This is a genomic window from Pseudomonas sp. GW704-F2 (assembly GCF_059423025.1).
The window spans coordinates 38,025-51,540 of sequence record NZ_JBWKXO010000001.1 but is presented as its reverse complement, the minus strand read 5'-3'; the positions used below and the strand labels follow the sequence as shown (position 1 = coordinate 51,540).

12 protein-coding genes and 2 tRNA genes are annotated in these 13,516 nt (G+C 57.8%); all 14 read left to right on the top strand.

The annotated features are described in order from the left end of the window. The first annotated feature begins 2 nt into the window (after positions 1-2). The 14 genes from folP to AC07W0_RS00165 all read left to right on the top strand — a co-directional run bounded on the left by folP (position 3) and on the right by AC07W0_RS00165 (position 13,488). On the top strand, positions 3-854 hold the full coding sequence (gene folP / locus AC07W0_RS00230) for a dihydropteroate synthase (RefSeq protein ID WP_026140085.1): 852 nt from the start codon (positions 3-5) through the stop codon (positions 852-854). A gap of 16 nt (positions 855-870) precedes the next feature. After that, positions 871-2,208, top strand: coding sequence for a phosphoglucosamine mutase (glmM, locus tag AC07W0_RS00225; RefSeq protein ID WP_017847420.1), 1,338 nt, complete (start codon positions 871-873; stop codon positions 2,206-2,208). A gap of 66 nt (positions 2,209-2,274) precedes the next feature. After that, positions 2,275-3,030 (top strand): triose-phosphate isomerase, encoded by a 756-nt coding sequence (gene tpiA, locus AC07W0_RS00220; RefSeq protein ID WP_026140086.1) that lies wholly within the window; start codon positions 2,275-2,277, stop codon positions 3,028-3,030. A 4-nt stretch (positions 3,031-3,034) separates the two neighbouring features. Then, entirely contained in the window at positions 3,035-3,418 is a 384-nt protein-coding gene (secG, locus tag AC07W0_RS00215) for a preprotein translocase subunit SecG (protein WP_010206600.1), read from the top strand. 22 nt (positions 3,419-3,440) lie between these two features. After that, positions 3,441-3,526: transfer RNA gene (locus tag AC07W0_RS00210), tRNA-Leu, on the top strand. Between the two features lie 96 nt (positions 3,527-3,622). Then, positions 3,623-3,699, top strand: a tRNA-Met gene (locus tag AC07W0_RS00205). A 141-nt stretch (positions 3,700-3,840) separates the two neighbouring features. Then, positions 3,841-4,299 carry a ribosome maturation factor RimP gene (gene rimP / locus AC07W0_RS00200; protein WP_026140087.1) on the top strand — a complete coding sequence of 153 codons (459 nt, stop codon included), beginning with the start codon at positions 3,841-3,843 and terminating at the stop codon, positions 4,297-4,299. A gap of 47 nt (positions 4,300-4,346) precedes the next feature. Next, positions 4,347-5,828 (top strand): transcription termination factor NusA, encoded by a 1,482-nt coding sequence (nusA, locus tag AC07W0_RS00195; RefSeq protein WP_008057419.1) that lies wholly within the window; start codon positions 4,347-4,349, stop codon positions 5,826-5,828. 27 nt (positions 5,829-5,855) lie between these two features. Then, positions 5,856-8,384 (top strand): translation initiation factor IF-2, encoded by a 2,529-nt coding sequence (gene infB, locus AC07W0_RS00190; protein WP_017847423.1) that lies wholly within the window; start codon positions 5,856-5,858, stop codon positions 8,382-8,384. A 159-nt stretch (positions 8,385-8,543) separates the two neighbouring features. After that, complete coding sequence (gene rbfA / locus AC07W0_RS00185; RefSeq protein WP_017847424.1) at positions 8,544-8,939, top strand: 30S ribosome-binding factor RbfA; 396 nt, start codon at positions 8,544-8,546, stop codon at positions 8,937-8,939. A 3-nt stretch (positions 8,940-8,942) separates the two neighbouring features. Further along, entirely contained in the window at positions 8,943-9,860 is a 918-nt protein-coding gene (gene truB / locus AC07W0_RS00180) for a tRNA pseudouridine(55) synthase TruB (RefSeq protein ID WP_014719950.1), read from the top strand. 159 nt (positions 9,861-10,019) lie between these two features. Beyond that, positions 10,020-10,289, top strand: coding sequence for a 30S ribosomal protein S15 (gene rpsO, locus AC07W0_RS00175; protein ID WP_003176135.1), 270 nt, complete (start codon positions 10,020-10,022; stop codon positions 10,287-10,289). Positions 10,290-10,484: 195 nt separating this feature from the next. Continuing rightward, positions 10,485-12,590, top strand: coding sequence for a polyribonucleotide nucleotidyltransferase (gene pnp, locus AC07W0_RS00170; protein ID WP_017847425.1), 2,106 nt, complete (start codon positions 10,485-10,487; stop codon positions 12,588-12,590). A gap of 295 nt (positions 12,591-12,885) precedes the next feature. Next, positions 12,886-13,488 (top strand): BON domain-containing protein, encoded by a 603-nt coding sequence (locus AC07W0_RS00165; RefSeq protein WP_017847426.1) that lies wholly within the window; start codon positions 12,886-12,888, stop codon positions 13,486-13,488. Positions 13,489-13,516: the final 28 nt, after the last annotated feature.

Sequence of the window (13,516 nt, the reverse complement as noted above, 5' to 3'; positions counted from 1 at the left end):
AAATGACTTTTGCGTCGTCCTCCACCCGGTTGCCTTGCGGCAGCCGGGTTCTTGATTTGGCCCATACGCATGTCATGGGCATTCTTAATGTAACCCCCGATTCCTTTTCCGATGGTGGTCGCTTCAATCAGCTCGATGCTGCGTTGCGTCACGCCGAGGCGATGGTGGCGGCGGGTGCGACCTTGATCGATGTCGGCGGCGAGTCGACCCGGCCCGGTGCTCGCGTGGTTTCTCCCGTGGAGGAGCTGGAGCGGGTGGCGCCGATCGTCGAGCGCATCGCTCGCGAGCTGGATGTGATCATTTCCGTGGATACATCGACCCCGGCGGTGATGCGCGAAACGGCGCGTCTGGGCGCGGGGCTGATCAACGATGTGCGTTCGTTGCAGCGTGATGGCGCGCTGGACGCCGCCGCGGCGACCGGCCTGCCGGTGTGCCTGATGCATATGCTGGGCGAGCCCGGCACCATGCAGGACAATCCGCACTACGATGATCTGGTTGGCGAAGTGAGCGGGTTCCTGGCTGATCGCATTGCTCAATGCGCCGCCGTAGGGATCGCTGCCGACAAGATCATCCTCGATCCGGGGTTTGGTTTCGCCAAGACCCTGCAGCACAATCTAAGTCTGTTCAAGCATATGGAAGCCTTGCATGCCCTGGGTCGACCTTTGTTGGTCGGCGTTTCGCGCAAGAGCATGATAGGTCTGGCGCTGAATCGCCCGGTGGGCGAGCGGCTTTATGGTGGGTTGGCGCTGGCGGCACTTGCTGTGACCAAGGGTGCGCGTATCTTGCGTGTGCATGATGTCGCTGAGACCGTGGATGTTGTCCGCATGATTGCCGCAGTAGAATCGGCCGAATAAGAATGATGGAGCACTTATGACAAAGAAATACTTTGGCACCGACGGTATCCGTGGTCGGGTCGGCGAGTTTCCGATTACCCCCGATTTCATGCTCAAGCTGGGTTGGGCGGCAGGCATGGCGTTCCGCAGCATGGGCGCGTGCCGCATCCTGGTGGGCAAGGACACGCGTATCTCAGGCTATATGTTTGAGTCTGCGCTGGAGGCCGGTTTGTCCGCCGCCGGTGCCGATGTAATGCTGCTGGGCCCGATGCCGACCCCGGCGATCGCTTACCTGACGCGTACCTTCCATGCCGAAGCCGGCATTGTGATCAGTGCTTCGCACAATCCTCATGATGACAACGGCATCAAGTTCTTCTCGGGGCAGGGCACCAAGCTGCCGGATGAGATCGAGCTGATGATCGAAGAGCTGCTGGATGCGCCGATGACGGTGGTCGAGTCCAGCAAGCTGGGCAAAGTGTCGCGGATCAACGACGCCTCTGGCCGTTATATCGAATTCTGTAAGAGCAGTGTGCCAAGCAGCACCAATTTCGCCGGGCTGAAGATCGTCGTCGACTGTGCCCACGGTGCGACCTATAAAGTGGCGCCGAGCGTATTCAAGGAGCTGGGTGCGGAAGTGACGGTGCTGTCGGCCCAGCCAAACGGGTTGAACATCAACGAAAACTGCGGCTCCACGCATATGGAGCAATTGCAGGCTGCCGTCCTGGCCGAGCATGCCGACCTGGGTATTGCCTTTGATGGCGACGGCGACCGCGTGCTGATGGTGGATCACACCGGCGCCGTGGTTGATGGCGATGACTTGATGTTCATCATTGCCCGCGACCTGCATGAGCGTAACCGCTTGCAGGGCGGTGTCGTCGGTACGCTGATGAGCAATCTCGGGCTGGAGTTAGCACTGGGCGAGCTGGGCATTCCTTTTGTGCGTGCCAATGTCGGGGATCGTTATGTGATTGCCGAACTGCTGGAGCGCAATTGGCAGATCGGTGGCGAGAACTCCGGGCATGTCGTGTGCTTCCAGCACACCACCACGGGCGACGCGATCATCGCCGCGCTGCAGGTGCTGTTGGCGTTGCGCCGTCGCCAGGAAAGCCTGGCCCAGGCGCGTCAAGCCCTGCGCAAGTGCCCGCAAGTGCTGCTCAATGTGCGCTTTGCCGGTGGCGACAACCCGATCGAACACCCGGCTGTCAAAGCGGCCTGCGAGCGCGTGACCCTGGCAATGGCGGGGCGTGGGCGCGTGTTGCTGCGCAAGTCCGGCACAGAGCCGCTGGTGCGCGTCATGGTCGAAGGTGAGGACGAAACCCTGGTTCGCGGGCATGCCGAAGACCTGGCAAAACTAGTAACTGAAGTTTGCTCCTGAATTCGGCTTGCCAGTGATGGTGTGGTTGGGTAACATCTGCGCCCACTTTGACCGACGAGGTACAGCATGCGTCGCACTATGGTAGCTGGTAACTGGAAGATGCACGGTACCCGCGCCAGTGTCGCTGAGCTGATCAATGGCCTTCGTCACTTGGCCTTGCCGAGCGGTGTTGATATCGCGGTTTTTCCATCTTGCTTGCATATCAACCAAGTGGTTGATGGCTTGAAAGGTAAGTCGATTCAGGTCGGCGCGCAGAATTGCGCAATGGAACCCATGCAAGGTGCGCTGACAGGCGAGATTTCGCCAAGTCAGTTGGTTGATGCGGGTTGTTCCTACGTGCTTGTCGGGCACTCCGAGCGCCGTCAGTTGATGGGCGAACGGGATGGGACGCTCAATCGCAAGTTCGCAGCGGCACAGGCTTGTGGCTTGATTCCGGTGTTGTGCATAGGGGAGACCCTTGAACAGCGCGAATCGGGCAAGACTCTTGAAGTTGTCTCGCGTCAGCTGGGCAGCATCATCGAGGAGCTGGGTGTTGGTGCGTTTGCGAAGGCAGTCATCGCTTACGAGCCGGTCTGGGCCATTGGCACCGGGCTGACTGCAACACCGCAACAGGCGCAGGATGTGCATGCAGCTATCCGCGCGCAGTTGGCGGCAGAGAATTCTGAGGTCGCACAAGGTGTGCGGCTTCTATACGGCGGCAGCGTGAAGGCGGCCAATGCGGTCGAACTGTTCGGCATGCCGGATATCGATGGGGGGCTCATTGGTGGAGCTTCCCTGAATGCAGATGAGTTCGGTGCGATTTGTCGCGCCGCGGGAAACTGAAAAAATGCTGGAAACAGTCGTAGTCGTTTTTCATCTGTTGGCTGCCCTGGGCGTAGTTGCCCTGGTTTTGTTGCAACAGGGTAAAGGTGCGGATGCTGGTGCGTCTTTCGGTGCAGGTGCTTCAAATACTGTGTTCGGAAGCCAAGGTTCCTCTACCTTTCTTAGTAAGTTTACTGCTATACTTGCCGCAGGTTTCTTCATAACCAGCTTAGGGTTAGGTTACTTTGCTAAAGAGAAAGCTCATGTGCTGACTCAAGTAGGTTTGCCAAACCCAGCAGTGTTGGAAGTACCAAAAGCAAAACCGGCTTCTGATGATGTCCCGGTGCTTCAAGAGCAAAAGTCGGCTACTCCAGCGACTGACGTGCCTCCAGCTCAAGAGCAGAAGTAAGAAGGGTTGTAAACGCTGTATTGCCGAGGTGGTGGAATTGGTAGACACGCAACCTTGAGGTGGTTGTGCCCATAGGGTGTAGGGGTTCGAGTCCCCTTCTCGGTACCAATTATCAGGAGAGCCCGCTGTTGCGGGCTTTCTTGTAGGTGGAAGGTTACATTGACCCTGTAAGGGATCGGTCGTATACTTCCGCCCCAGCTTTGTCGCGGGGTGGAGCAGTCTGGTAGCTCGTCGGGCTCATAACCCGAAGGTCGTCGGTTCAAATCCGGCCCCCGCAACCAGTTTTAGCGGAGCCCCTTATTAAGGGGCTTTTTGTTAGCTGGACACTTTCAACGCCGCTATTCGACGGCGTTTCAAGGATGGGCGTTTCGCCCATTTTTTTATTTTGCACAGCATGCACATACATGCACGAGGGGGTTCAGGTGTCGAGCAAGCTAGAAGAGTTGCAGGCCTTGCTGGCCCCGGTGGTCGTGGCCCTGGGCTATGAATGCTGGGGTATTGAGTTTTCGGCTCAAGGTCGCCACTCAATGTTGCGCGTTTATATTGATAAAGAGGGCGGCGTGCTGGTGGACGATTGTGCCATTGTCAGCCGTCAGATCAGTGGTGTCCTGGATGTTGAAGATCCAATCGCCGTTGAGTACACCCTCGAAGTTTCCTCGCCTGGCATGGAACGCCCACTGTTCACTCTCGAGCAGTTTGCAAAATTTGCCGGTGGACAAGTGAAAATCAAGCTGCGATCTCCCTTTGAAGGGCGACGCAATTTTCAGGGCCTTCTGCGCGGTGTAGAAGAGCAGGATGTCGTGGTGCAAGTAGAAGACCATGAGTTCCTGTTGCCGATCGATATGATCGACAAGGCCAACATTATTCCCAGTTTTGACTGAGACGCGGATCCCGCGGATCCAATGGCTTGCGAAAGGCGAGGCGTACGATGAGCAAAGAAGTACTGCTGGTTGTTGAGTCGGTATCCAATGAAAAGGGCGTACCGGCAAACGTGATTTTTGAAGCGCTGGAGCTGGCCCTGGCCACTGCGACCAAAAAGCGTTTTGAAGACGAAGTTGATCTGCGTGTGGAAATCAACCGCCACACCGGTGCCTATGAAACTTTCCGTCGCTGGACGGTCGTTGAAGAAGCCGATCTTGATGATCCGGCCATCGAAACCTGGCCGAGCAAGGTCGCTGAAACGCACCCTGGCGCCAAGGTCGGTGATGTTGTCGAAGAAAAGATCGAATCGATCGAGTTCGGCCGTATTGCTGCACAAACTGCCAAGCAGGTCATTGTGCAGAAGGTTCGCGAGGCCGAGCGCGCTCAAGTCGTTGACGCCTATCGCGAGCGCCTGGGTGAAATCATCTCCGGCACCGTGAAAAAAGTTACCCGCGACAACGTGATCGTCGACCTGGGCAACAACGCCGAAGCGTTGCTGGCCCGCGAAGACATCATTTCTCGCGAAACCTTCCGTGTCGGCGTGCGTTTGCGTGCGCTGCTCAAGGAAATCCGCACCGAGAACCGCGGTCCTCAGCTGATCCTGTCGCGTACCGCGCCGGAAATGCTGATCGAACTGTTCCGCATCGAAGTGCCGGAAATCGCCGAAGGCCTGATCGAAGTCATGGCTGCGTCCCGCGACCCGGGTTCGCGCGCCAAGATCGCGGTCCGTTCCAAGGACAAACGCATCGACCCGCAGGGCGCTTGCATTGGTATGCGCGGTTCGCGCGTCCAGGCAGTGTCGGGCGAGTTGGGCGGTGAGCGTGTGGATATCGTCCTGTGGGACGATAACCCGGCGCAGTTCGTGATCAACGCCATGTCGCCGGCTGAAGTGGCGGCAATTATCGTTGACGAAGATGCCCATGCCATGGACATCGCCGTTGGCGCAGACAATCTGGCTCAGGCCATTGGTCGTGGTGGTCAGAACGTGCGTCTGGCCAGCCAACTGACCGGCTGGACCCTGAACGTGATGACCGAATCGGACATCCAGGCTAAGCAGCAAGCTGAAACCGGTGACATCCTGCGCAACTTCATCGACGAGCTGGAAGTCGACGAAGACCTGGCGCAGGTGCTGGTAGATGAAGGCTTCACCAGCCTGGAAGAGATTGCCTACGTACCGTTGGAAGAAATGCTCAACATCGATGGCTTTGACGAAGACACCGTCAACGAGCTTCGCGCTCGGGCCAAGGATCGTTTGTTGACTAAAGCCATCGCTACTGAGGAAAAGCTGGCAGACGCCCATCCGGCCGAAGACCTGCTCTCGCTTGAGGGTATGGACAAGGATTTGGCGATGGAACTGGCGGTGCGCGGCGTAATTACCCGCGAAGACCTGGCCGAGCAGTCTATTGACGATCTGCTCGACATCGACGGCATTGACGATGATCGTGCCGGCAAGTTGATCATGGCCGCCCGAGCCCATTGGTTCGAGTAATTAGGCGCGGCCTGAGGAGAGAAGTGCATGACGCAAGTCACGGTGAAACAACTGGCCGATGAGGTCAAAACACCGGTAGAGCGCCTGTTGCAGCAGATGCGTGAGGCAGGTCTGCCGCACACCGCCGCCGATGAAGGTGTGAGCGATAGTGAGAAGCAGTCTTTGCTGACTCACTTGAAGAGCAGCCACAAGGCGAAAGTGGAAGAACCGCGCAAGATTACATTGCAGCGCAAAACCACCAGCACCCTGCGTGTTGCTGGTAGCAAGAGCATCAGCGTTGAAGTACGCAAGAAGAAAGTCTTCGTACAGCGCAGCCCGGAAGAAATCGAAGCCGAGCGCAAACGCGAACTGGAAGAACGTCGCGCAGTAGAAAATGCTGCTCGTCAGAAGGCTGAAGAAGAAGCCAAGCGTCGCGCCGAAGAAGAAGCGCGTCGCCAGCCTGCTGCTGCGCAACCTGCTGCCACTGATGCGGTCGCTGCTCCTGCTGCCGCGCCTGTAGAAGCTGCGCGTGAGGCCGCTCCGGTGGCCGCTGCACCAGCACCTGCTGCTGATGCGCGTAAACGCGACGAACCTCGTCGTCCGGACAAACCACGTGCCGACGATAACAGTCGTCGCGGTGGCGGCGGTGATGGTGAGCGCAAAAACGCTCCGCATCGTGCTTCGGTCAAAGAGAAAGCGCCTGCGCCACGCGTTGCCCCACGTACCACCGACGAAGAAAGCGACAGCTTCCGTCGTGGTGGTCGCGGCAAGGCCAAGCTGAAAAAACGCAACGCCCACGGTTTCCAGAGCCCAACCGGCCCTGTCGTGCGTGAAGTGAAGATCGGCGAGACCATCACTGTGGGCGATCTCGCCCAGCAGATGTCGGTCAAGGCAGCTGAAATCATCAAGTTCATGTTCAAGCTGGGCACTCCGGCCACCATCAACCAGGTACTGGATCAGGAAACTGCCCAACTGGTTGCTGAAGAGCTGGGCCACAAAGTGACCCTGGTCAGCGACACCGCCCTGGAAGATTCCCTGGCCGAGTCCCTGAAGTTCGAAGGTGAAGCCGTTTCCCGTGCGCCGGTCGTGACCGTAATGGGCCACGTTGACCACGGTAAGACTTCCCTGCTCGACTACATCCGTCGTGCCAAGGTTGCGGCAGGCGAGGCTGGCGGTATTACCCAGCACATCGGCGCCTACCACGTTGAAACCGATCGCGGCATGGTGACGTTCCTCGACACCCCTGGTCACGCCGCGTTTACCGCGATGCGTGCCCGTGGTGCCAAGGCGACCGACATCGTGATCCTGGTCGTTGCAGCAGACGACGGCGTGATGCCACAAACCATCGAAGCCGTTCAGCATGCCAAGGCAGCTGGCGTACCGTTGGTGGTTGCGGTGAACAAAATCGACAAGCCGGGCGCCGATCTCGATCGCATCCGTAGCGAACTGTCGGTTCACGGCGTGACTTCCGAAGAATGGGGTGGCGACACTCCATTCGTACCGGTCTCGGCGAAAGTCGGTACTGGCGTTGACGAACTGCTCGAAGCTGTTCTGTTGCAAGCCGAAGTCCTGGAACTGACCGCTACGCCATCGGCTCCTGGCCGTGGTGTTGTGGTTGAGTCCCGCCTCGACAAGGGCCGTGGCCCGGTGGCGACCGTTCTGGTTCAAGACGGTACCCTGCGCCAAGGCGACATGGTGCTGGTCGGTTCGAACTATGGCCGTGTACGTGCCATGCTCGACGAGAACGGCAAGTCCATCAAGGAAGCCGGTCCGTCCATCCCTGTCGAGATTCTCGGCCTGGACGGTACCCCGGACGCTGGCGACGAGATGAGCGTGGTTGCCGACGAGAAGAAAGCCCGTGAAGTGGCTCTGTTCCGTCAAGGCAAGTTCCGCGAAGTCAAGTTGGCCCGTGCTCACGCCGGCAAGCTGGAAAACATCTTCGAGAACATGGGCCAGGAAGAGAAGAAGACGCTTAACATCGTCCTCAAATCTGACGTCCGTGGTTCCCTCGAAGCGTTGAACGGCGCCTTGAATGGCCTGGGTAACGACGAAGTGCAAGTGCGTGTCGTCGGTGGCGGTGTCGGTGGTATCACCGAGTCCGACGCCAACCTGGCACTGGCTTCCAACGCTGTACTGTTCGGCTTCAACGTGCGTGCCGATGCTGGCGCTCGCAAGATCGTCGAGCAGGAAGGCCTGGACATGCGTTACTACAACGTCATCTACGACATCATCGAAGACGTCAAGAAAGCCCTCACCGGCATGCTTGGCAGCGACGTCCGGGAGAACATCCTGGGTATCGCCGAGGTGCGTGACGTGTTCCGCTCGCCGAAATTCGGCGCGATCGCCGGCTGCATGGTTATCGAAGGCACCGTTCACCGTAACCGTCCGATCCGTGTACTGCGTGAAGACATCGTTATCTTCGAAGGCGAGCTGGAATCCCTGCGCCGCTTCAAGGATGACGCTTCCGAAGTACGTGCCGGCATGGAATGCGGTATCGGCGTCAAGAGCTACAACGACGTCAAGGTTGGCGACAAGATCGAAGTCTTCGAGAAGGTTCAGGTTGCTCGCAGCCTCTAACTCGCGCACTTCAGGAGCCACGCCGCGTGTGGGCATGCAAATGCCCCGCGCAACGTCCGGACTCTAAACGCAACGCCCGGTCTGGCTTTTGTCAGGCCGGGCGTTTGCCGCTTTCAGACCCCACGGGTTTCACCGTGTGGCAGTAACAGGTAACAAGACATGGCAAAAGAATACAGCCGTACCCAACGTATCGGCGATCAGATGCAGCGCGAGCTGGCCCAACTGATCCGTCGCGAAGTCAAAGATCCTCGTGTTGGCCTGGTCACCATCACCGCCGTTGAAGTGAGCCGTGACGTGGGTCACGCAAAAATCTTCATCACCGTGATGGGTGAGGACAGCAGCGAAGAAATCGCGCAAAGCATCAAGGTGCTCAACTCGGCCGCAGGTTTCCTGCGCATGCAGTTGGCCCGCGAAATGAAGCTGCGCAGCGTGCCTCAGTTGCACTTCCACTACGACGAAAGCGTCGTGCGTGGCGCGCACCTGTCGGCACTGATCGAGCGCGCCGTGGCTGAGGATAATCAGCATCCGTCCACACCTGAAGACGCCAAGGAGTAAGCGGTGGCTCAGGTCAAACGTATCCGTCGCAACGTCAGCGGCATTATTCTGCTCGACAAGCCCATTGGCTTTACCTCCAATGCCGCCTTGCAGAAGGTCCGCTGGCTGCTCAATGCCGAGAAAGCCGGGCACACCGGCAGCCTCGACCCCCTGGCCACCGGCGTGTTGCCGTTGTGCTTTGGCGAGGCCACCAAGTTCTCGCAATACCTGCTCGATTCCGACAAGGGTTACGAAACCCTGATGCAACTGGGCAAGACCACCACCACGGCCGATGCCGAGGGTGATGTTTTGCAGGTTCGCGACGTGACCGTTGGTCGTGCTGATATCGAGGCTGCTTTACCCGCTTTTCGTGGGCAAATCAGCCAGATACCGCCGATGTACTCGGCGCTCAAGCGCGATGGGCAACCACTTTACAAGCTGGCTCGTGCGGGTGAAGTAGTGGAGCGCGAACCGCGTTCTGTTACTATTGCGCGCTTGGAATTGCTCGCCTGTGAAGGCGACACCGCACGCCTGGCCGTGGACTGCAGCAAAGGCACCTATATTCGTACCCTGGTGGAAGATATCGGTGAAAAGCTCGGTTGCGGCGCGTATGTCGCAGAACTGCGACGCACCCAGGCCGGCCCTTTCAGCCTGGCCCAGACGGTGACGCTGGAAGAGTTGGAAGCGGTACACGCCGAAGGCGGCAATGAAGCGGTCGATCGCTTCTTGATGCCATCGGACAGCGGTTTGCTCGATTGGCCATTGCTGCACTTCTCGGAGCACAGCGCGTTCTACTGGCTCAACGGCCAGCCGGTACGTGCCCCGGACGCGCCGAAATTCGGCATGGTGCGGGTACAGGATCATAACGGTCGCTTTATCGGTATCGGTGAAGTGAGCGAAGACGGGCGCATCGCGCCGCGTCGACTGATTCGGTCAGAATGACCGAAACCAGTTTGTGGTAAAAGCGTATCAGCCTTTACGCAAACTGGAACGAGGGTGGCTGTTAACAGGCACGGTCACTACTCATTTTTAGATACAGGGATTTGTCCCTGGCCTGTTGAAACTGCCCTTTGGGTGGTTTCCTGAAAAAAGGATTGCCTCATGGCTCTCGACGTTCAAGAAAAAGCACAAATCGTAGCTGACTATCAGCAAGCTGTTGGTGACACTGGTTCGCCAGAAGTGCAAGTTGCACTGCTGACCCACAACATCAACAAACTGCAAGGTCACTTCAAGGCCAACGGTAAAGATCACCACTCCCGTCGTGGTCTGATCCGCATGGTAAACCAGCGCCGTAAGCTGCTGGACTACCTGAAAGGCAAGGATCTGGGTCGTTATCAGGCTCTGATCGGTCGCCTGGGTCTGCGTCGCTAATAAGCGATTGCGCTAGAGGTTGGTTGTTTGCCGTGTGTCAGTGGGATTCCCGCTGGCCCATGGCAGGCTTCCAGCCTCAAGTTTTATCTGGATACACGTTTTACCCCTGGACAAGGGTTGGGCCGATTCCCGACATTGCCCAAGAATTTCGCAAGAAGACAAGTTCCCCAAGAGCCACAAAGAAGGTAGGACACCGTGAACCCGGTTATCAAAAAATTTCAGTTCGGTCAGTCGACCGTTACCCTCGAGACAGGCCGTATCGCCCGTCAAGCCTCCGGCGCAGTGCTGGTTACCGTTGACGACGACGTTACCGTACTGGTGACCGTTGTAGGCGCCAAGACCGCAGACCCGAGCAAGGGCTTCTTCCCTCTGTCTGTTCACTACCAGGAAAAGACTTACGCTGCCGGTAAGATCCCTGGCGGTTTCTTCAAGCGCGAAGGCCGTCCTTCCGAGAAAGAAACCCTGACTTCCCGACTGATCGACCGTCCGATCCGTCCGCTGTTCCCAGAAGGCTTCATGAACGAAGTGCAGGTTGTCTGCACCGTCGTCTCCACCAGCAAAAAGACCGATCCGGACATCGCTGCGATGATCGGTACCTCGGCTGCCCTGGCTATCTCCGGCATTCCTTTCGATGGCCCGATTGGCGCTGCGCGCGTGGCTTTCCACGAAAGCACCGGCTACCTGCTGAACCCGACTTACGAGCAACTGAAAGCCTCGAGCCTGGACATGGTCGTTGCCGGTACCTCGGAAGCCGTACTGATGGTTGAATCGGAAGCCAAAGAGCTGACCGAAGACCAGATGCTGGGCGCGGTACTGTTCGCTCACGACGAGTTCCAGGTTGTGATCAACGCCGTTAAAGAACTCGCTGCCGAAGCCGCCAAGCCAACTTGGGCCTGGGCTCCGCAAGCCGAAGCCACCGAACTGCTGGGCGCGATCCGTGCCGAGTTCGGCGAAGCGATCTCCCAGGCCTACACCATCACCGTCAAGGCCGACCGTTACGCTCGCCTGGGCGAGCTGAAGGATCAGGTCGTTGCCAAGCTGTCCGGTGAAGAAGGCCAGCCTTCTGCCAGCGACGTCAAAGCAGCATTCGGCGAAATCGAATACCGCACCGTTCGCGAAAACATCGTTAACGGCAAGCCACGTATCGACGGTCGCGACACCCGCACCGTGCGTCCGCTGAACATCGAAGTCGGCGTTCTGCCGAAGACTCACGGTTCTGCGCTGTTCACCCGTGGCGAAACCCAGGCCCTGGTCGTTGCGACCCTGGGTACTGCCCGCGACGCACAGCTGCTGGACACCCTGGAAGGCGAGAAAAAAGACCCGTTCATGCTGCACTACAACTTCCCGCCGTTCTCGGTGGGCGAATGTGGTCGCATGGGTGGCGCCGGTCGTCGCGAAATCGGTCACGGCCGTCTGGCCCGTCGTTCGGTTCAGGCCATGCTGCCAGCCGCCGACGTGTTCCCGTACACCATCCGTGTCGTGTCGGAAATCACCGAGTCCAACGGTTCCAGCTCCATGGCTTCGGTCTGCGGTGCTTCCCTGGCGCTGATGGACGCTGGTGTGCCGATGAAGGCGCCGGTTGCCGGTATCGCCATGGGCCTGGTCAAAGAAGGCGAGAAGTTCGCCGTCCTGACCGACATCCTGGGTGACGAAGACCACCTGGGCGACATGGACTTCAAAGTAGCCGGTACCGCTAAAGGTGTTACCGCGCTGCAGATGGACATCAAGATCAAGGGCATCACCGAAGAGATCATGGAAATCGCTCTGGGCCAAGCCCTGGAAGCGCGCCTGAACATCCTCGGTCAGATGAACCAGATCATTGGTCAGTCCCGCACCGAACTGTCGGAAAATGCTCCGACCATGATCGCGATGAAAATCGACACCGACAAAATCCGTGATGTCATCGGTAAAGGCGGCGCGACCATTCGTGCGATCTGTGAAGAGACCAAGGCTTCGATCGATATCGAAGACGACGGCTCGATCAAGATCTTCGGCGAAACCAAGGAAGCTGCAGAAGCGGCGCGTCAGCGCGTTCTGGGCATCACTGCCGAAGCCGAGATCGGCAAGATCTACGTCGGTAAAGTTGAGCGCATCGTCGACTTCGGCGCATTCGTCAACATCCTGCCGGGCAAAGACGGTCTGGTTCACATCTCCATGCTGAGCGACGCTCGTGTTGAGAAAGTGACCGACATTCTGAAAGAAGGCCAGGAAGTGGAAGTGCTGGTACTGGACGTGGACAACCGCGGCCGTATCAAGCTGTCCATCAAAGACGTGGCAGCAGCCAAGGCTTCGGGCGCTTAAATACCCGCAGGCTTCACGCTGAAAAAAGGACTCTTCGGAGTCCTTTTTTTATGCGTGCAGGAAAATGCCGAAAAATCAGACGCTTAATCACAGCCAAAAGCCGCAACTTGCATGCAGGCACGCTCTGCTTCATGCAAATTGCACGAATCCGAAAATTCGCTCAATCTATAACTCATTGTTTTTAAAGGGTTTATTTGATGAGTTCGACTTGGCACAGTGCCTGCAACAGTCCTGTTAATGCTGCAGCATCAAGGTTCACACACTGCAGACTTTTAATAAAACAGGAGTTACTCGTATGAAGAAGTTCGCTCTCGCTACCGCAACTGCTACCGCCCTGACCCTGGCCATGGCCAACGTTGCCTTCGCTCAAACCGCGCAGGCGCCGATGACGCTGGCAGCTGGCGAAATGACCAAAGCCAAAGAGTCCACCTCGGACACTTGGATCACCACCAAAGTCAAAGCTGACCTGCTGACCGAAAAGGGCATCCCAGGTTCGGACATCAAGGTTGAGACCAACAAAGGTGTGGTTTCCCTGTCTTCGACCGTTGCCATCTCTGACTCGCAGAAAGCTACTGCTGTCGCCATCACCAAGCGTATCAAGGGTGTGACCGCTGTATCCGCTGACGGCCTGCTGGCTGGCGGTGCGGTAAAAGCCGACAACATCGACACATCCAAAGAAGCCGCTTCGGACACTTGGATCACTACCAAGGTGAAGGCTGACCTGGTTACCGAGAAAGGCATTCCGGGTACCGACATCAAAGTCGAAACCAACAAGGGTGTAGTTTCCCTGTCTTCTTCCGTCGCAGTGACCGAAGCGCAGAAAACTACCGCGGTGAACATCACCAAGAAAATCAAAGGCGTGAAAGCTGTATCGGCCGATGGCCTGAAAGCAGAGTAACGCTCAACCAATCGCTGAACTAGGCGGC

Coding starts and splice junctions, on each gene's coding strand:
- folP (WP_026140085.1), top strand. CDS start 3: ATGACTTTTGCGTCGTCCTCCACCCGGTTGCCTTGCGGCAGCCGGGTT.
- glmM (WP_017847420.1), top strand. CDS start 871: ATGACAAAGAAATACTTTGGCACCGACGGTATCCGTGGTCGGGTCGGC.
- tpiA (WP_026140086.1), top strand. CDS start 2,275: ATGCGTCGCACTATGGTAGCTGGTAACTGGAAGATGCACGGTACCCGC.
- secG (WP_010206600.1), top strand. CDS start 3,035: ATGCTGGAAACAGTCGTAGTCGTTTTTCATCTGTTGGCTGCCCTGGGC.
- nusA (WP_008057419.1), top strand. CDS start 4,347: ATGAGCAAAGAAGTACTGCTGGTTGTTGAGTCGGTATCCAATGAAAAG.
- infB (WP_017847423.1), top strand. CDS start 5,856: ATGACGCAAGTCACGGTGAAACAACTGGCCGATGAGGTCAAAACACCG.
- rbfA (WP_017847424.1), top strand. CDS start 8,544: ATGGCAAAAGAATACAGCCGTACCCAACGTATCGGCGATCAGATGCAG.
- rpsO (WP_003176135.1), top strand. CDS start 10,020: ATGGCTCTCGACGTTCAAGAAAAAGCACAAATCGTAGCTGACTATCAG.
- AC07W0_RS00165 (WP_017847426.1), top strand. CDS start 12,886: ATGAAGAAGTTCGCTCTCGCTACCGCAACTGCTACCGCCCTGACCCTG.